The organism is Oceanobacillus kapialis (assembly GCF_044790185.1).
Lineage (GTDB): Bacteria > Bacillota > Bacilli > Bacillales > Amphibacillaceae > Oceanobacillus_B > Oceanobacillus_B kapialis.
Genome location: NZ_CP085256.1, coordinates 3186252 through 3205033, shown reverse-complemented (window position 1 = coordinate 3205033; position 18782 = coordinate 3186252). Strand labels below are relative to the sequence as shown.

The following is an 18782-nucleotide window of genomic DNA, read 5'->3' as shown; positions in this document are numbered from 1 at the left end:
TTCGAAATGCCCGGCTTTTTGTTATCTAAATGCATTTAGAGAAGAAAGTGTATAACCCGCTTTTTGTTCTGTATAAATGTCATCCTTTTCTCAAAAACTAATAGGAAAAGGAGTGGTTGGAATGCGGTATGTTTTCGGGGTAGTATGTTTAATGCTTCTGATGTTATCTTCTCCACAGTCGCTACATGCGCAAGATGATACGAAACAGTCGCTCATTATTGAGGTCACTGGTGACCCGGAAATACATAAAAAATATATCGAAGCACATCATCCATTTGTAGACGTGGTTGCTTCCTATGAAACGCTCTTTAAGGGACTGGCGCTCCAAGGCTCCCCAGAGAAGCTCGCTAAAATGGATGCCCTTCCTTTTATCAAATCCGTCCATGCCGTGCAACAATACAGTGTGGCCGATGCTCCCATAACACAAAAGGATGCCATACCAAAAGATGCTGTATTTGCGGAAGCATTTAATAATACGAGCTATACGGGAAAAGGGGTAAAGGTAGGTGTCGTCGATACGGGTGTGGATTATACCCACCCCGATTTAAAGGACAACTATGTAAAGGGCTATGATGTGGTAGACCTTGATGAGGACCCAATGGAGACACAACCAAGCCAAGGTCTTCCAACCATGCATGGTTCACATGTTGCTGGGATTATTGCAGCAGATGGAGAAGTAAAAGGCGTTGCTCCAGATGCAGAAATCTATGGTTATCGAGCGCTAGGCCCTGGGGGGAGTGGGACATCCATTCAGGTCATTGCCGCAATGGAACAGGCCGTTAAAGATGGCGTTGATGTCATGAACCTTTCCTTAGGTAATAATGTGAATGGACCAGATTATCCAACAAGTATTGCAGTAAATCGTGCAGCGGAATTAGGCGTAGCCGTTGTGATAGCGAACGGAAATAATGGTCCAGCTGAATGGACAGTAGGTTCTCCTGCAACTGCTTCAAAAGCTATTTCAGTTGGTGCTACAAGCCCCGCTAAGCTTGACCCTTATCTTTATGCTAAGTGGGAGGATAAAGAAATTCAAATTAATAACATGGTTGGTTCGGTGCCGTGGGAATTGGATACCTATTATAAAATAGCTGTGGAAGGGCAAGACTTTTCAAGAAAAATTGCGGTATTACATCGGGGAAAGGTTCCATTTTACGATATGGCGAAACAAGCAGAGAAAGAAGGAGCCGTAGCTGCTATTATCGTTAATAATGAAGATGCTCCGTTTCAAGGCTCTGTTGCTAATGCAGAAGAACCTGTAACCATTCCTGTTGCTTCCATTTCTAAACAAGATGGAAAGTGGTTGGAAGCAAAAGCAAAATCGCAAACCCTCCAACTAGATACAGCATATAAAAAGCTTCCTATGTCGGTTGCAGATTTTAGCTCTCGGGGACCTGTTACAATCAATTGGGACATTAAGCCGGATGTCCTTGCACCGGGAACCAATATTGTAAGCACGGTACCTGGTGGCTATCAAGCCTTACAAGGAACGAGTATGGCAGCACCACATGTGGCAGGTGCAATTGCTCTAATCAAAGAAGCAAAACCTGATTGGACGAATGACCAGATCATTGGCGCTCTGAAAACCACGGCATGGAAAATGCGACATGATGATAAAGAAGTAGCTCCCATTATGCAGGGCTCAGGGGTAATGGACACGAACGAGGCAATCCATGCGACGACTATTATTGATGATCCCGCATTATCCTATGGAAAGTTTTCGAACTACAGAGAAGAAAAAACAAAGCAACTCCGCATTACGAATCGCGCGGCTGAACCAAAGGATTATACTTTTGTTATTCCAAAAAAGGAAAGTGGATTACAATGGACCCTCCCTCAAACATTTAGGCTGGATCCAGGCGAAGAAAGATCAATCCCTGTAAGCTTGGCTGTAACATCGGAACAATTGCAAGAAGGAGTCCACCAAGGATGGCTAACGTTAGAAGAGGGGGGAACTAGCTACAAGCTTCCTTACTTATTTTTAAATAGAAAAGCAAATGACCCAAAAGCGATGGGATTTGAATTTTCACTAGAGGCATTTTCCGATAAGGATTACTCGTATCATCTCTATTTGGCGGAATCCGCTGTCAGTGCAAAAGTTGATTTATATGACCCAGACAGCCTGTTATTTGAACGGACGCTTCTAACATTAGATGAAGCAGTCACTGGTGACAATAAAGGAACCTTAAGCAAAAGAGAAGTAGGGGATGCTGGTCACTATATGGCACTTATCACGGTCAAACTGGAGGATGGCACCTATGAATCCTATCAGACAGAATTGATGATAAAGTAAAACTCGCCAGGTCGTTCACAAAAATGTCACGAATTAGCAGCTGAAAATAATATATAATAGGAAGGAAGGCATTCAGGATAAAGAAGTGCCCCCTTCCTGAAACTTCCACAGCATGCATATCCAAACGAAACAAGGGAACATTACCATACGAACTGGTAATTCAGCCCATACGGGAACCTTTTGTCGCATGTAAGGTTTTCGAGTAGGTGCTTGAATAGATTGTCCACATTCATGGCATCAGGAGAATTTTTCTCTGTGTTTATTCCTTAAATAAGTTCCTCTGGAATAGACATAAATCTATCAAAAAATGGTACTAATTTGGAAAAAATCGTTAAATCAAAAAACATTCTAATAACTAATTGACAATAGATAGGGGCTATTGTACACTTGCTTAGTGTGGGGGATGTGATAATTTCACAATCACTGCAAAACATCCAAAACTTCACCATGCGCGCATTTCTCCAGCATTTTTCATTCTCTTAATCTAGTACATAGAAATCCTTTCTAACGTGTATAGAAGGGGGATCGACAGGTTTTTCAATAGAGCAGTATAGCATGCTGTGAAACCGAAACCATTTGCTTGAACGCTGGTGTGACAACGATTCTATCGTTTTGGATTTTTAGGAGAGTAGAGTAAATATGTTTGATTACGAAAGTATGGTTACGCGGCAGCGTAAATGGATGCTCTATCTTCTTGCAATAATGGTGCTTGGAGCCGGATTTTTGCCCCATCCACGTATTTTTAATGGTCTTATTTTAGGTGCCATCATTAGCTTCTATAATTTATGGTTGCTACAGCATAAAACGACAACACTCGCCAATGCTGTTGCGGCAAATCATAAAGTCAGAGGCGGACTCGGTACTTTCTCAAGACTCGCAGCAGTCATGTTAGCAGTTTTAATTGCTTTACGATTTGAAGAACACTTCCATATTATCGCAGTAGTGGTAGGAATCGTTTCTTCTTATGTCGTGTTAGGGCTGGACTTGACATTGCGAATGATCTCCTACAAAGGAAAGAATAAGGAGAGCTAGCGTATTTCGTTTTAGCTTCAAATGATGGGATAGTAAAGGGGTGATGAATTTGAATCATACAGCTCCAATAGTTGAAGATGTGTTCGGTATCTCATGGCTTGATTTTAACTTGGCAAACGTTCTCATGATCGCTGTTTCCTCAGCAATCGTCTTTATTTTAAGTGTACTAGCCAGCCGTAAATTACAAATGAAGCCTACCGGATTACAAAATTTCATGGAGTGGATTGTTGACTTTGTAAAAGGAATTGTTAATGACACCATGGACTGGAAAACAGGTAAGATGTTCTTGCCATTAGGCTTAACCCTAATCACCTATATCCTCGTAAGTAACTTACTAGGGGTAGCAACAGTAGGGGTAGTTGGTCACGATCTATGGTGGAAATCACCTACAGCAGATGCAAGTTTAACTTTAACGCTATCAGCGATGGTTGTGGTTATGACGCATTTCTATGGTGTGAAGATCCAGGGGACAAAGCATTATCTAAAAGGTTATGTAAGCCCAGTACCACTAATGTTACCTTTTAAAATAATTGAAGAGTTTACCAATACGTTGACGTTAGGTCTTCGTTTGTTTGGTAACATTTATGCAGGGGAAGTATTGCTTGCATTACTGGTAGGTTTAGCAGGTTCCGGATTCCTAGGATTCTTAGGTGCCGCTGCTCCAATGATTGTTTGGCAAGGATTTAGCGTATTTATCGGCGCAATTCAGGCATTTGTATTTACGATGTTAACAATGGTTTACATGTCTCATAAAGTGAGCAGTGACCATTAATAAAAACATAAAAACTAAGGTTTATTATAAAAGGAGGAAGTTTAAATGGCAGCTTTAGCAGCAGCAATAGCAATTGGATTGGCAGCATTAGGTGCTGGTCTTGGTAACGGTATGATCGTAAGTAAAACAGTTGAGGGGATTGCACGTCAACCAGAACTTAAAGGTTCATTACAAGGTACAATGTTTATTGGTGTGGCACTAGTAGAGGCGATTCCAATCATCGCAGCGGTTATCGCATTCATGGCTATTTTCATGTAAACTAACGTCCTTCATAGGATCAAAATGGCGAGGATTAGTAACAAGAGTCTTCGCCATTGCTTTATGTATGTCTATAAAGAACGACCTGAATAGATATGGAAAACCGTGAAAGGAGTGAAATGAGTGTATTCATATATTGACGTATTGACAGTAGGAGCGAGCGTTGGCGGATTTAGAGTTGGAGACATGCTTATACAATTGTTTTTCTTCCTAGTCTTACTATTCTTCGTGAAAAAGTTTGCTTGGGGCCCTGTTATGAACATGATGCAAAAGCGTGAAGAGTACGTAGCGGGCGAAATAGAATCTGCTGAAAAAAGTAGACAGGAAGCAGAAAGAGCATCCAAGGAAGCGGCAGAACAGCTCAAACAGACAAAGCAGGAAGCCCAGAAAATTATAGAAGATGCTAAGGCGGCAGGGACAACGCAACAAGAGAGTATTATCGCGGCAGCCCGTGCTGAAGCTGAAAAAATTAAGCTGGATGCGCAAGCTGATATTCAAAACGAAAAAGAAAGAGCGTTACAAGCTCTGCAAGATAAAGTAGCGTCACTATCCGTATTAATTGCTAGCAAGGTTATTGAGAAAGAAATTAATGAGCAAGACCAAGAAAAGCTGATTAATGATTACATTAAAGAGGCAGGAGAAGAGCTATGAGCAATCAATCAACAGTAGCGAAACGTTACGCAGAAGCTCTTTACCAGCTAGGTATCGAAAAGGCTCTTTTGGATCAATTTAGAGATGAGATGCTCACTGTAAAAGAAGTATTTCAACAAAATAATGAACTGTATACATTCCTGACGCATCCTCGTATAAAGAAAGAGGACAAGAAAAAGGTAGTGGGAATTCCCTTTCAAGGTCTACATAAGGATATCGTAAATACACTGAATCTACTTGTGGAACGGCAACGGGTGGAGGCAATTCCAGCCATTATCGATCATTTTATCCATCTAGTAAATGATGCCAAAGGAATAGCAGAAGCTACAGTATACTCCGTTCGGGAATTATCGGATAAGGAACGCAGTGAGCTTGAATTTTCGTTTGCTAAGCGGTTTAACCGTACAGCTCTAAAACTTCAAAATGTTGTAGATCCAACGATGATCGGCGGGATTAAAATCCGTGTCGGCAATACGATCTATGATGGATCTATCCGTGGGAAGTTAAACAGACTCGAGCGAAATATTGTATCTGCAAACAAATGAGGACAGGGGTGAAATGGTATGAGCATTAAAGCTGAGGAAATCAGTAAGTTGATAAAACAACAAATCGAAAATTTCGATTCTGATATTGAAGTAAGTGATGTCGGCACAGTTATTGAGATTGGTGACGGTATCGCACGTGCTCACGGACTAGATAACGTAATGGCCGGAGAGCTTCTTGAGTTTTCAAATGGTGTAATGGGTATGGCACAAAACCTTGAGGAAAGCAATGTAGGTATTGTTATTCTGGGGCCATACACAGAGATTAAAGAAGGCGATGAAGTACGTCGAACAGGACGTATTATGCAAGTACCAGTTGGTGAAGAGTTAATAGGCCGTGTGGTGAATCCACTAGGACAGCCAATCGATGGAAAAGGTGTTATTGAAACATCGAAGACACGACCAATCGAAGGTGCTGCACCGGGAGTAATGGATCGTAAATCAGTTGATGAACCATTACAAACAGGTATTAAAGCAATCGATGCGCTTGTACCAATTGGTAGAGGACAGCGTGAGCTTATTATCGGAGACCGCCAAACAGGAAAAACGACGGTTGCTGTTGATACCATTTTGAACCAGGCTGACCAGGATATGATTTGTATCTATGTAGCTATTGGCCAAAAAGAATCAACTGTAAGAAGTACAGTGGAAACGTTCCGTCGCTATGGTGCATTGGATTACACCATCGTTGTTTCTGCTGGTGCGTCAGATCCTGCTCCATTGCTATACCTTGCGCCATATGCGGGTGTATCCATGGGTGAAGAATTCATGTATAACGGAAAGCATGTGCTTGTCGTTTATGATGATCTTTCGAAACAGGCTTCTGCATATAGAGAACTATCCTTGCTACTACGTCGCCCACCGGGCCGTGAAGCATTCCCAGGGGATGTATTCTACTTACACTCTCGTTTACTAGAGCGTGCAGCAAAGCTTAATGATGCACTTGGAGGCGGGTCTCTAACAGCATTGCCATTCGTAGAAACACAAGCAGGAGATATCTCTGCTTATATCCCGACAAACGTTATTTCCATTACAGATGGACAGATTTTCTTACAATCTGATCTGTTCTTCTCCGGTGTACGCCCAGCGATCAACGCAGGACTTTCCGTATCCCGAGTAGGTGGATCAGCACAAATTAAAGCAATGAAAAAGGTTGCAGGTACCCTTCGTCTTGACCTTGCATCCTTCCGTGAACTAGAGGCTTTCTCTCAATTCGGCTCAGACTTGGATAAAGCGACACAAGCGAAACTGAACCGTGGAGCAAGAACGGTAGAAGTGTTAAAGCAAGGATTGCACAAACCTTTAGTTGTAGAAAAACAGGTAATGATCATCTATGCTCTAACAAAAGGATTCTTGGATGATATTGCTGTAGAAGATATTACACGCTTTGAAGATGAATTCCATGTATGGCTTGATCAAAATAGCAAAGAGTTGCTTGCATCCATTCGCGATACAGGAAAACTCCCTGAAGCTGAAGATATGAACAATGCAATTGAACAGTTTAAAAAGACATTTTTACCAACAGAATAGTCGATAGATAAGCCGGATATTTAAAAATGAACAGGGCAATGAACAGCAGGTTTTGGAAGCTGAGAGCGTTTTGGACACTTTGCCTCCTTCCTGCGTCTATCTCTGTTGTGAAAGGGTGGTGAAAAAGCTTGGCATCACTTAGAGATATAAAGGGTAGGATTGATTCCACCAAAAAGACAAAGCAAATTACCAAAGCAATGGAAATGGTTTCTGCCTCAAAAATGAGTAAAGCAGAACAAAATGCAAAGGCATTTGTTCCATATGGTGAGAAAATTCAAGAAGTAGTGAAAAGCATTGCGACAAATAATCCTGATGCGACACATCCTATGCTGCAAAAGCGAGAGGTTAAGAAAACGGGATATCTAGTCATTACCTCGGATAGAGGCCTTGCTGGTGCTTATAACAGTAGCGTGCTAAGAAATTTATATCAGACTATCCAAGATAAGCATCAATCTACAGATGAATATACGGTGATAGCCATTGGCCGTATGGGGTATGATTTTTGTCGAAAAAGAGGTATACCTGTAGCTAAAAGCATTCTTGGACTAGCAGACCAGCCTAATTTTTCGGAAATTAAAGAACTTGCCTCTGAAACGGTACAGATGTTTAGTGATGGAGAGATTGATGAACTTAACATCATTTATAACCACTATGTAAGTGCGATCTCTCAACAGGTAACTACGACTAAGTTATTGCCGATTACGGACATGGAAACAGCTGGATCGGCTTCAATTAGCGAGTATGAATATGAGCCGAACCAGGAACAAATTTTGAATGTGCTTTTACCACAATATGCAGAAAGCCTCATTTACGGGGCGCTGCTTGATGGGAAAGCAAGTGAACATGCTGCTCGTATGACAGCTATGCGCAGTGCGACAGATAATGCTGATGAACTCATTGGTGATCTAACATTATCCTATAACCGTGCACGTCAGGCAGCAATCACACAAGAAATCACAGAAATCATTGGTGGCGTAGCAGCACTCGAATAGACAACAAACATATTGAATAAGGAAATCCTGACCTCATAGAAACGATGAGCAGTAAACAGGATTTCTTCAAGGAAGATAGGAGGGAAATCGATGAGCAAAGGACACGTTACACAAGTAATGGGACCTGTCGTTGACGTTAAATTTGAAGACGGTCAGCTTCCAGCTATTTATAACGCGTTAACAGTTAAAACTGAGGCGGAAGGCGACATCCAAGCGATCGACCTAACATTGGAGGTTGCACTACATCTCGGTGATAAAAGCGTCCGCACCATTGCTATGTCATCTACTGATGGCGTAAAGCGTGGAATGCCAGTAGAGAATCAAAACAGACCAATTTCTGTTCCTGTAGGGGAAGAAACGCTTGGTCGTGTATTTAATGTGCTTGGTGAGAACATCGATTTAGATGAACCTTTGGCAACTGACGTTAGGGTTGATCCAATTCACCGTGAGGCACCGAAATTTGAAAACCTTTCAACACAAACAGAAATTCTGGAAACAGGAATTAAAGTTGTAGATTTACTTGCCCCTTATATTAAAGGTGGTAAAATCGGCTTGTTTGGTGGAGCCGGAGTAGGTAAAACAGTACTTATTCAGGAGTTAATTAATAATATTGCCCAGGAGCACGGTGGACTTTCTGTATTTGCCGGTGTTGGGGAGCGTACTCGTGAAGGGAACGACCTTTATTTTGAAATGAAGGACTCAGGAGTTATTGCGAAAACTGCGATGGTATTCGGTCAGATGAACGAGCCACCTGGAGCGCGTATGCGTGTTGCGCTTACTGGTCTAACCATGGCTGAATATTTCCGTGATGAGCAAGGCGCAGACGTATTATTCTTCGTGGATAATATTTACCGTTTCACTCAAGCTGGTTCTGAGGTATCCGCCCTTCTTGGACGTATGCCATCAGCCGTTGGTTATCAGCCAACACTTGCGACAGAGATGGGACAACTGCAAGAGCGTATTACGTCAACTGACAAAGGTTCTGTTACATCTATTCAGGCGATTTATGTACCTGCGGATGACTATACAGACCCGGCACCAGCGACAACATTCGCTCACTTGGATGCAACAACAAACCTTGATCGTAAACTTTCTGAACAAGGTATTTACCCTGCGGTAGATCCACTTGCATCCACTTCTCGTGCGCTTGATCCGGAAGTTGTTGGAGATGAACACTATGAAGTGGCACGTGAAGTACAGCGTACCCTTCAACGTTATAAAGAATTACAGGATATTATTGCCATTCTTGGTATGGATGAACTAGGTGACGAAGATAAGCTTGTGGTAGCCCGAGCTCGCCGTGTTCAATTCTTCTTGTCCCAAAACTTCCACGTTGCGGAACAGTTTACAGGACAAAAAGGTTCTTATGTGCCAGTATCTGAAACGGTAAAAGGATTCAAAGAAATATTGGATGGGAAATATGATGACCTTCCAGAGGATGCTTTCCGTTTAGTTGGGCGCATTGAAGAAGTAGTAGAAAAAGCACAAGGTATGGAATAAAAGATGACAGGTGAAAGGGTGAGTGGCCATCAAACTGGTGACTCTCGCCTTCATTGCCGTTCTAAGGAGGGGTTACATTGAAAACACTAACTGTGAGTGTTGTTACTCCTGATGGTCCAGTATTGGAAGAAGATTATGAAATGGTTAGCTGTAAAGCAGAGACGGGTGAGCTTGGAATCCTACCTGGTCATATTCCACTTGTTGCGCCATTAACCATTAGCGCTGTACGACTAAAGCGCAATAATGGGGAAGATAGGCTTGCAATTAACGGTGGTTTTATGGAAGTACGACCAGATAAGGTAACCATCCTGGCTCAATCTGCTGAGAAGCCTTCAAATATTAACATTGCGCGAGCAGAAGAGGCAAAATCTCGAGCAGAACGTCGTTTACAGTCAAAGCAGGACAACGTTGACTTCCAACGGGCAGAATTAGCACTCAAAAGAGCATTGAATCGCTTAGACGTTGGTCGATAAGCATATAAAAACCCCTCTCGACAATTTGTTGTGAGGGTTTTTTACTTATACATAAACATTTATATTGGCACTAGCACTGGAAAAACGTCATACAGTCCTGTAAGATGGTCATATGCTTCTTATGTCGTATTTCCCGGGAAATGGTCGGAAATAGTTGCAGAAATGAAGCGAATAATAGAATTAAACTAGGCATAATAAGGTGGTATATATGTTTTCATTAGAAATAGGTCAGATGGCCATAATTAGTATGTTATCTCATTTAATTTTTATTTATTTAACATGGAGAGTTGTTCAAGCAATTAATTTTGATCCGCTTATTCGAAAAGGACGAGGTGCGGAAGCAAGAGTATTATTATTACTTTTAACTATTGTGATTGGCTCAGGTGTCAGCAGGTTCTTTCTTGAGATTCTCCAATGGTCTAGAGACCTTCTCTATCTTTTCTAGTAATCTAGCTTTTGTCGAAACTCCTACCGTATAATAGTAGATTCCCCTGTACATACTATAAATACTATAGTATGATACGGGGGTTTTTTATATGAAGAAAACAGTACTAATTCTATTATTTTTATTATTAATGGTAACCAAGACAGCTACGATGGCTAATTATCAGGATGAGCTTATCGATATAGCAGAATTCGCAGAAACGGAAAATTTACCTGTGAAAGACTGGAGCGTCACGATAAGAGAACAGATAGACGTAGAGAGAGCAGCTAATATCCGAACCCAATTAAAAAAAGAGGGTTTAAAGGAGTCAAAAACGGAAAAAGAAAATAGTCAAAACTATTTGTTACGTGACAGACGTAATTTTAAAGATTTAAACGTATACTATAAGGTAATTGTGCATAGTGGGAAAGCCGAACTGATCGTTGTATTAGAAGGTCAGAAATGGACACAAGATATAAAGCAATCATACGTAAATAAAAAAACAACTATTAAAGATGAATTTTTTACAAATAAGGCACAAACATTCGCTTGTCTTAGTGTGAGTGATGATGCTATAATTGATAGTGATTATTTTTTCAAAGATTTAACAAAAACATTCAACATTCAACACGAAAACAAGCAATTCGACAACACCAAAAATTCCGCACATAAATTTATTTTTTACGGGTATACACCACTATGGACCCAGAAAATTAATTTAGGGAACTCGAAATTGAACATACAAGTAGCTGTCACAGAGAATGCAACAGGAGATCTGACTTACACGATAGGAACACCTATCCTAATAAATGAATATTAATATTATGAAATTGGATCTGAAGGAGATTTGAAATATGGAAAAAATCATCGTAAGAGGCGGACACCAATTGAACGGCACCGTTAGAGTGGAAGGTGCTAAGAACGCCGTATTACCTGTTCTAGCAGCAAGCCTTATTGCAAGTGAAGGGAAAAGCGTTATCTCCGATGTCCCGGAGTTAGCTGACGTATATACAATTAACCAAGTCCTAAGTAACATGAATGCTGACGTACACTTTGAAAATAATACCGTTACGGTAGATGCTTCCAAGAAATTAAAGACAGAAGCACCATTTGAGTATGTTCGGAAGATGCGGGCATCAGTTCTTGTTCTTGGCCCATTACTTGCACGCTATGGTCATGCAAATGTGGCAATGCCTGGTGGCTGTGCGATAGGATCACGTCCAATTGACCTACATTTAAAAGGCTTTGAAGCAATGGGAGCAGAAGTACATGTAGGAAATGGTTTTGTGGAAGCTCATGTAAATGGGCGTCTTAAGGGTGCAAAAATATATCTAGATATGCCAAGTGTCGGTGCAACAGAGAATATTATGATGGCCGCAGCACTTGCTGAAGGAAAAACGATTCTTGAAAACTGTGCAAAAGAACCAGAGATTGTGGACCTTGCTAATTACTTGAATAAAATGGGTGCAAAGATAGTCGGTGCAGGTACCGAAACCATTCGTATTGAAGGAGTAGAAAAACTCCATGGCACAGAACACACGATTATTCCTGATAGAGTAGAAGCTGGTACATTCATGGTAGCAGCAGCGATTACTGGTGGAAATGTCCTAATTGAAAATGCCGAAAGTGAACATTTACGCTCTGTTATCTCCAAACTGGAGGAAATGGATGTAACGGTGAAGGAAGAGAGTGACGGAATCCGAGTTATTGGTCCGAAACAACTTAAAGCAACTGATATTAAAACATTACCACATCCAGGATTCCCTACGGATATGCAATCCCAGATGATGTCCCTCATGTTATGCGCAGAAGGTACAAGTGTCATTACGGAAACCGTATTTGAAAACCGCTTTATGCATGTAGAAGAGTTTCGTCGCATGAATGCAAAAATGAAAATTGAAGGAAGAAGTGTATTCATCGAAGGTCCAAGTGACTTACAAGGCGCAGAAGTTGCTGCAACAGATCTTCGTGCTGCTGCTGCGTTAATTCTTGCTGGCTTACGTGCAGATGGATATACACGTATCACAGAATTGAAGCATTTAGATCGTGGCTATGTAAACTTTGCTGGAAAGCTCGCTCAACTGGGTGCAGATATTGATCGTGTGGATCAACATGGCAATACGGTTAATCCAGTCGTAGAGGTGGATTTCCAAGATAAAGGATTTGTAGCGAAACTGTCTTAATAGGATTTAAACTAATAAATTTTATATGGTACGTAAAAGCAGAGGAGTTTTCTATTCTTCTGCTTTTTTATATGGGAAAAGACTTCTCTAGCCCCTTCAGAGACTTCTGTGCTGCCAAGACTCTATTAGCATATATAGCTGCCATTAGCAATAATTTTATTGTATTTACCCCATTACTTCCCTCGATCCACTTCACACTATTATAAAACCTTTCTTCCTGTTTTGTGCATCTTCTCTTGGCTTTATATTTTACAGACTGTTGTGTTAACGGCAATTTTAACAGAATTCTGTCTTTTAATTTTATTAATTATATGTTAAAATTGAAAGAAAATTACTAACAATTAAAAAGAAGGGGCAGACTTCATGAAGTTATATCTATCAGTAGATATGGAGGGTATTACGGGGTTACCTGATCATACATACGTTGATTTCAGAAAACATAATTACGAACGAGCTAGAAAAATCATGACAGATGAAACAAATTATGTAATAGATGCAGCTTTTCAACATGGATGTAAGGAGATCGTGGTGAATGATAGCCATTCTAAAATGAATAATCTTTTAATTGATCAACTTCATCCGGAAGCCTACCTGATTACAGGAGAAGTGAAGCCATATTCAATGATGCAAGGGCTTGATGAGTCTTTTGATGGGGCAATGTTTATTGGATACCATGCAAGGGCAGGTCAATTTGGTGTCATGAGTCATGCGATGATCCATGCGGTCAGAAATTTTTATATTAATGACCATGAAATTGGGGAGATGGGATTGAATGCTTATTTAGCCGGTTATTATAATGTCCCATTGCTTATGGTTTCAGGCGATGATCAAGCAGCGAAAGAAGCTGAAGATCTTGTTCAAGGAATCACGACAACAGCAGTAAAAACCTCCATTTCCCGTTCTTCTGTTAAAAGTCTAACACCAAAAAAGGCAGGAGAGCTTTTAACCAAACGGGTTGGCATAGCATTACAAAAAAGGCAAAATGTGCAGCCACTTTCGCCACCGGACAACCCGGTGCTTCGTATCGAATTTACAAATTACGGGCAGGCAGAATGGGCTAATCTGATGCCAGGTACAGAAATAGAGCCTGGAAGCACCATTGTAAAGTATCATGCAAAGGATATTAAGGAAGCGTACCAGGCAATGCTTGTGATGACAGAGCTAGCGATGAATACCACATTTTCCTAGAGGGGGCAGGCATAGATGTTGAAATACATAGCAAAACGACTACTCATTATGGCCATAACACTTTGGGTCATTGTTACCCTGACATTTGTCCTTATGGTCACGATCCCGGGTTCTCCTCTAAATAGTGAACGAAATACGAATGAAACCGTACAAGCAAATTTAGAGGCACATTATAATCTGGATGAGCCTTATTATGTGCAATATTTTTTATACATAAAATCGATCGTTACATTTGATTTTGGACCATCTATTAAACAACCGAACCAGACAGTTAATGAATTACTCGGACGAGGTTTTCCGATCTCCTTTGAGCTCGGAATTCTGACCATCATTGTAGCACTGATATCAGGGATTACACTTGGGATCCTTGCTGCATTGAAACATAACGGGATTATCGACTATCTTGCCATTAGTATCGCGGTACTTGGTATTTCCATTCCAAACTTTGTGCTTGCAACCCTCTTAATTCAAAAGCTGGCTGTTGACTGGAATTTACTCCCTCCTGCTACTTGGTCAAGCCCAGCCCATATGATCTTACCTATTATCGCCTTGGCTACAGGACCGATGGCGATTATTGCCAGGCTGACACGTTCTACCATGCTGGAGGTATTAACACAGGACTATATCAAAATGGCACGGGCAAAAGGCCTTTCCCCGTGGAAAATTGTCGTCAAACACGCATTGCGAAATGCTTTAATGCCTGTTGTCACAATCATGGGAACTTTGCTTGCCGGAATTCTAACTGGAACGTTTGTTATTGAGAAAATATTTGCCATCCCTGGTATGGGACGTTATTTCGTGGAAAGTATAAATCAACGGGATTACCCGGTTATTATGGGTACGACTGTTTTTTACAGCGCCTTTTTAATCTTTATGCTCTTCCTAGTAGACATCGTGTACGGTATTTTAGATCCCCGCATCAAAATACATAAAAAGGGAGGCGCATAATATGGACGCTAACAAGATGAATCAATCTCCTGAACAGATACCAGATGAGTGGTTTGCCTGGAAAGGGCAGGATAGACATGCTGCTGAAACCGTTGCTCGCCCCTCCTTATCTTATTGGCAAGATGCCTGGCGCAGACTTGTCAAAAACAAGCTGGCAATGGCCGGTCTCTTTTTCCTTATTTTACTTACTTTTTTCGCAATCTTCGGTCCGATTATTTCCCCGTACGAGGTGAATAAACAGGATTTGCCGAACCAACTGCAGCCGCCATCTGCAGAGCATTGGTTTGGTACAGATAATGCCGGTCGGGATGTGTTTACCCGTACATGGTATGGCGCACGTATCTCCTTGTTTGTAGGTTTGATGGCTGCACTAATTGATCTATCAATAGGTATCATTTACGGCGGACTATCTGGATATAAAGGTGGTCGTACCGATAATATTATGATGCGTATTATCGAAGTTCTCTACGGATTACCATATTTACTTGTGGTCATCCTGTTACTTGTGGTGCTTGGTCCAAGTTTATCCACGATCATCATCGCGTTAACGGTAACGGGGTGGGTTGGAATGGCGCGAATTGTGCGAGGTCAGATTTTGCAGATTAAAAACTATGAATTTGTCCTCGCTTCTAAGTCATTCGGTACGAAAACGCCACGGATCATTCGGAAAAATCTGTTGCCAAATACAATGGGGCCAATCATTGTGCAAATGACGTTAACCGTTCCGAGCGCTATTTTTGCGGAAGCCTTCCTAAGTTTTATTGGACTTGGAATTCAGGCACCATTCGCGAGCTGGGGTGTAATGGCAAATGATTCGTTAGGTGCTATTCTTTCTGGTAATTGGTGGACATTATTTTTCCCAGCATTCTTCATATCCTTTACCATGTTTGCATTTAATGTATTAGGTGATGGACTTCAGGACGCGCTGGATCCAAAACTGAGGAAGTAGGTGACTGACAAGATGGAAAAAATACTCGAAGTAAAGGACCTTCACGTAACCTTCCGTACATATGGTGGAACCGTAAAAGCAGTAAGAGGCGTCGACTTCCATTTAAACAAAGGGGAAACATTAGCGATTGTAGGGGAATCTGGCTGCGGCAAAAGTGTTACATCAAATGCCATTATGCGGCTTATTCCAGATCCGCCTGGCAAAATATCAAATGGCTCTATCCGCTTTAAAGATAAAGAGATAACAAGACTATCAGAAAAGCAAATGCGGGCGATTCGAGGGGTGGATATCTCGATGATATTCCAGGATCCTATGACCGCCTTAAATCCGACGTTAACGATAGGGACCCAGCTTATGGAGGGCCTGCAGCAGCACCGGAAAATTACGCCAACCCAAGCAAAGGCAAAGGCACTGAACATGATGGAGCTTGTTGGTATCCCGAATGCTGAAGAACGGCTAAAGCAATATCCACACCAGTTTAGTGGCGGGATGCGCCAGCGTATTGTAATCGCGATGGCCTTAATATGTGAGCCCGAGCTGCTAATAGCAGATGAGCCGACAACTGCACTTGATGTAACCATACAAGCGCAAATTCTGGAGCTTTTTGAAAGAATCCAAGACGCAACAGGTGTATCGATTATTTTGATTACACATGACCTTGGCGTTGTAGCCAAAATAGCCGACCGCGTTGCTGTCATGTATGCCGGGAAAATAATAGAAGTTGGTGACAAAAGAGAAATCTTTTACGAGTCCCAGCATCCATACACAAGAGGGCTTTTGAACTCAGTCCCTCGACTTGATCTACAAGGCGAAAAGCTTACACCAATTGAAGGAACACCACCTGATTTATTCTCACCTCCACAGGGATGTCCTTTTACAGCAAGATGTCCATTCGCTATGGAGGTGTGTGATAAAGTTTATCCCGTAACAACAGCCAGGTCGACTTCACACAAAGTAGATTGCTGGTTACAGGATGAACGAGCAAAACAGTTATTGGCAACTGCCGAAAAATAAGACAAAAGGGGGCAATTAGCATGAAAAAGAAACTACTTGTTTTACTGATGGCTGCTATCGCCATGTTTGTGTTAGCGGCATGTACAGCAAATGAAGATGCTGGTACAGAAACGAATGAAGAGGAAGGCAGCATAGGGGATGGAGAAAGCGCAGCGTCTGGAGAAAAAGTGCTTTACATGAATAACGGAGTGGAACCAACTTCCTTTGACCCTGCTGTCGGGTTTGATGCGGTTTCCTGGAACCCATTAAATAACTTAATGGAAGGCTTAACACGTTTGGGTGAAGATGATACCCCGCAAGCTGCGATTGCAGAGAATTGGGACATCTCAGAGGATGGAAAAACCTATACCTTCCACCTGCGTGAAGATGCAAACTGGTCAAATGGTGACCCAGTTGTAGCCGAGGATTTTGTCTATGCATGGGAGCGTTTGTTAAACCCAGAGACAGGGTCAGCAGCAGCATTTTTAGGGTACTTTATTGAAGGTGGAGAAGCGTATAACAGTGGAGAAGGTTCTGCTGAAGACTTAGGGATTGAAGCAGTAGATGAGAAAACTTTTGAAGTAACATTGGCATCACCGACTGGATATTTTCTTCACGTCATTTCTAATCCAGCATTCTTCCCTGTAAATTCCGCGGTTGCAGAAGAGAACCCAGAATGGTTTGCTGAAGCGGATTCTTTTGTATCAAACGGACCATTTGCTTTGGAATCTTGGGAGCATGATAGTGAGATGGTCTTCGTAAAAAATGAAGAGTATTGGGATGCAGACACTGTCAAGCTAGATAAAGTACATTGGGCGATGGTAAATGATACGAATACGGAGTATCAGATGTTTGAAGCAGGCGAACTAGATGTTACCGAGCTTCCAGCCGAAATGGCGGAGCAACTAATTAACGATGATAGTGTCGTAATTGAAGATCAAGCTGGACTGTATTTCTATCGTTTTAATGTGACGAAAGAGCCGTTTCAAAATGCTAAGATCCGTAAAGCCTTTGCACTTGCTGTTAACCAGCAGGATATCGTGGAATATGTAACAAAAAATGGAGAACAAGCAGCAACTGCTTTTGTATCACCTGGGTTTGAAGGTCCTTCTGGCAATGACTTCCGTGACGTAAATGGAGACTTGGTTGAATATAATCCAGAAGAAGCAAAACAGCTGTTAGAAGAAGGAATGGAAGAGGAAGGCTATGATGAGCTGCCAGCAGTTACGCTATCCTACAGCACAAATGAAGCACATAAAGCTATTGCAGAGACATTGCAAAGTGCATTCTCTGAAAACCTTGGTATTGACGTAACGTTAGAAAATACAGAAGCCAGCGTATTCTTAGATGATCAGAAAGCATTAAACCACCAACTTTCAAGAAGTTCGTTCATCTTTGACTACGGTGATCCAGTAAACTTCTTAGAGAGCTTTATCACAGACTCTTCAATGAACCGTACTGGCTGGTCAAACGAGGAATATAATGAACTGATTGCTAATGCCAAATCAGAAACAGATGAGGAACAACGTTGGGAATACATGTATGAAGCAGAGAAACTTTTAGCTGAAGAAATGCCGGTCTTCCCTATCCACTACTATAACCAAGTTTATATGTACAATGACGCTGTCTCAGGCATTGTTCGCCACCCAGTTGGTTACGTAGAACTAAAATGGGCAGATAAAACCGAGTAAACAAACAAAGGCGGAAGCGCCCGTTTAGAGACGTACGGACTGGACTGAGCCGTAGGAGATAAAGGAAACATGCCCCTGCATCAGGGGTATGTCGGCGTTGGCCGGCAAGGCCGATTTTAGCCGACCCTCTTTACTCTTTGGAGCTGATGTTGACTTATCGTACGGAGGTGAGGGAAGTCTCGCTAGTCTCTGGGCGCTGGAGCTGGACGTGGCCGTTACTGACTATGAACGTTATGGTGCCAAACTTTATACTCCCTTACTAACAAACAAAGGCGGAAGCGCCCGTTTCAAGTTCGAGTTGGACACGGAAGTTTCTGACAAGAAAAGATAGGTAACTTAGAATTAAGAATTTTATTTTATAAGGAT

The 18782-nt window shown here is 41.7% G+C and carries 18 protein-coding genes; all 18 read left to right on the top strand.

From position 1 onward, the window contains the following. The first annotated feature begins 121 nt into the window (after positions 1–121). The 18 genes from LG273_RS16665 (at position 122) to LG273_RS16580 (ending at position 18416) form a co-directional block, all read left to right on the top strand. On the top strand, positions 122–2290 hold the full coding sequence (locus LG273_RS16665) for a S8 family serine peptidase (protein WP_404455733.1): 2169 nt from the start codon (positions 122–124) through the stop codon (positions 2288–2290). A 639-nt stretch (positions 2291–2929) separates the two neighbouring features. Then, positions 2930–3322: an ATP synthase subunit I gene (locus LG273_RS16660; RefSeq protein ID WP_379562132.1), complete on the top strand. Its 393-nt coding sequence runs from the start codon at positions 2930–2932 to the stop codon at positions 3320–3322. 49 nt (positions 3323–3371) lie between these two features. Then, the gene (gene atpB, locus LG273_RS16655; protein ID WP_379562133.1) at positions 3372–4094 is read left to right on the top strand and encodes a F0F1 ATP synthase subunit A; all 723 of its coding nucleotides are present in this window, start codon (positions 3372–3374) and stop codon (positions 4092–4094) included. A 45-nt stretch (positions 4095–4139) separates the two neighbouring features. Continuing rightward, a complete protein-coding gene (gene atpE / locus LG273_RS16650; protein WP_042221422.1) occupies positions 4140–4352 on the top strand; it encodes a F0F1 ATP synthase subunit C in 213 nt (70 codons plus the stop codon). A gap of 123 nt (positions 4353–4475) precedes the next feature. Next, positions 4476–5003: a F0F1 ATP synthase subunit B gene (atpF, locus tag LG273_RS16645; protein WP_379562134.1), complete on the top strand. Its 528-nt coding sequence runs from the start codon at positions 4476–4478 to the stop codon at positions 5001–5003. After that, positions 5000–5548, top strand: a complete 549-nt coding sequence (locus tag LG273_RS16640) for a F0F1 ATP synthase subunit delta (RefSeq protein ID WP_379562135.1) — start codon at positions 5000–5002, stop codon at positions 5546–5548. Before atpF ends, LG273_RS16640 begins: the two co-directional genes overlap by 4 nt. 18 nt (positions 5549–5566) lie before the next feature. After that, positions 5567–7075 (top strand): F0F1 ATP synthase subunit alpha, encoded by a 1509-nt coding sequence (gene atpA, locus LG273_RS16635; protein ID WP_379562136.1) that lies wholly within the window; start codon positions 5567–5569, stop codon positions 7073–7075. Between the two features lie 128 nt (positions 7076–7203). Further along, positions 7204–8067 (top strand): ATP synthase F1 subunit gamma, encoded by an 864-nt coding sequence (atpG, locus tag LG273_RS16630; protein ID WP_404455727.1) that lies wholly within the window; start codon positions 7204–7206, stop codon positions 8065–8067. Positions 8068–8157: 90 nt separating this feature from the next. Continuing rightward, positions 8158–9567, top strand: a complete 1410-nt coding sequence (atpD, locus tag LG273_RS16625) for a F0F1 ATP synthase subunit beta (protein WP_379562138.1) — start codon at positions 8158–8160, stop codon at positions 9565–9567. 77 nt (positions 9568–9644) lie between these two features. After that, positions 9645–10040: a F0F1 ATP synthase subunit epsilon gene (locus LG273_RS16620; protein WP_404455724.1), complete on the top strand. Its 396-nt coding sequence runs from the start codon at positions 9645–9647 to the stop codon at positions 10038–10040. Between the two features lie 208 nt (positions 10041–10248). Continuing rightward, a complete protein-coding gene (locus LG273_RS16615; protein WP_379562140.1) occupies positions 10249–10485 on the top strand; it encodes a DUF1146 family protein in 237 nt (78 codons plus the stop codon). A gap of 91 nt (positions 10486–10576) precedes the next feature. Further along, complete coding sequence (locus tag LG273_RS16610) at positions 10577–11284, top strand: YwmB family TATA-box binding protein (protein WP_404455720.1); 708 nt, start codon at positions 10577–10579, stop codon at positions 11282–11284. A 34-nt stretch (positions 11285–11318) separates the two neighbouring features. Then, positions 11319–12647: a UDP-N-acetylglucosamine 1-carboxyvinyltransferase gene (gene murA, locus LG273_RS16605; RefSeq protein ID WP_404455717.1), complete on the top strand. Its 1329-nt coding sequence runs from the start codon at positions 11319–11321 to the stop codon at positions 12645–12647. Between the two features lie 363 nt (positions 12648–13010). Then, positions 13011–13835: a M55 family metallopeptidase gene (locus tag LG273_RS16600; protein ID WP_404455714.1), complete on the top strand. Its 825-nt coding sequence runs from the start codon at positions 13011–13013 to the stop codon at positions 13833–13835. Positions 13836–13850: 15 nt separating this feature from the next. After that, positions 13851–14783, top strand: coding sequence for an ABC transporter permease (locus LG273_RS16595; protein WP_404455711.1), 933 nt, complete (start codon positions 13851–13853; stop codon positions 14781–14783). A gap of 1 nt (position 14784) precedes the next feature. Further along, the gene (locus LG273_RS16590; RefSeq protein ID WP_379562145.1) at positions 14785–15732 is read left to right on the top strand and encodes an ABC transporter permease; all 948 of its coding nucleotides are present in this window, start codon (positions 14785–14787) and stop codon (positions 15730–15732) included. Positions 15733–15744: 12 nt separating this feature from the next. Then, positions 15745–16746, top strand: coding sequence for an ABC transporter ATP-binding protein (locus LG273_RS16585; RefSeq protein WP_404455708.1), 1002 nt, complete (start codon positions 15745–15747; stop codon positions 16744–16746). Between the two features lie 20 nt (positions 16747–16766). Further along, positions 16767–18416, top strand: a complete 1650-nt coding sequence (locus LG273_RS16580; RefSeq protein ID WP_404455705.1) for an ABC transporter substrate-binding protein — start codon at positions 16767–16769, stop codon at positions 18414–18416. Positions 18417–18782 lie beyond the last annotated feature (366 nt).

What these genes read in the sequence shown, in the direction of transcription:
- LG273_RS16665 (WP_404455733.1), top strand. Translation starts at nt 122, where the DNA reads ATGCGGTATGTTTTCGGGGTAGTATGTTTAATGCTTCTGATGTTATCT.
- LG273_RS16660 (WP_379562132.1), top strand. Translation starts at nt 2,930, where the DNA reads ATGTTTGATTACGAAAGTATGGTTACGCGGCAGCGTAAATGGATGCTC.
- atpE (WP_042221422.1), top strand. Translation starts at nt 4,140, where the DNA reads ATGGCAGCTTTAGCAGCAGCAATAGCAATTGGATTGGCAGCATTAGGT.
- LG273_RS16640 (WP_379562135.1), top strand. Translation starts at nt 5,000, where the DNA reads ATGAGCAATCAATCAACAGTAGCGAAACGTTACGCAGAAGCTCTTTAC.
- atpA (WP_379562136.1), top strand. Translation starts at nt 5,567, where the DNA reads ATGAGCATTAAAGCTGAGGAAATCAGTAAGTTGATAAAACAACAAATC.
- atpD (WP_379562138.1), top strand. Translation starts at nt 8,158, where the DNA reads ATGAGCAAAGGACACGTTACACAAGTAATGGGACCTGTCGTTGACGTT.
- LG273_RS16615 (WP_379562140.1), top strand. Translation starts at nt 10,249, where the DNA reads ATGTTTTCATTAGAAATAGGTCAGATGGCCATAATTAGTATGTTATCT.
- LG273_RS16610 (WP_404455720.1), top strand. Translation starts at nt 10,577, where the DNA reads ATGAAGAAAACAGTACTAATTCTATTATTTTTATTATTAATGGTAACC.
- murA (WP_404455717.1), top strand. Translation starts at nt 11,319, where the DNA reads ATGGAAAAAATCATCGTAAGAGGCGGACACCAATTGAACGGCACCGTT.
- LG273_RS16600 (WP_404455714.1), top strand. Translation starts at nt 13,011, where the DNA reads ATGAAGTTATATCTATCAGTAGATATGGAGGGTATTACGGGGTTACCT.
- LG273_RS16595 (WP_404455711.1), top strand. Translation starts at nt 13,851, where the DNA reads ATGTTGAAATACATAGCAAAACGACTACTCATTATGGCCATAACACTT.
- LG273_RS16590 (WP_379562145.1), top strand. Translation starts at nt 14,785, where the DNA reads ATGGACGCTAACAAGATGAATCAATCTCCTGAACAGATACCAGATGAG.
- LG273_RS16585 (WP_404455708.1), top strand. Translation starts at nt 15,745, where the DNA reads ATGGAAAAAATACTCGAAGTAAAGGACCTTCACGTAACCTTCCGTACA.
- LG273_RS16580 (WP_404455705.1), top strand. Translation starts at nt 16,767, where the DNA reads ATGAAAAAGAAACTACTTGTTTTACTGATGGCTGCTATCGCCATGTTT.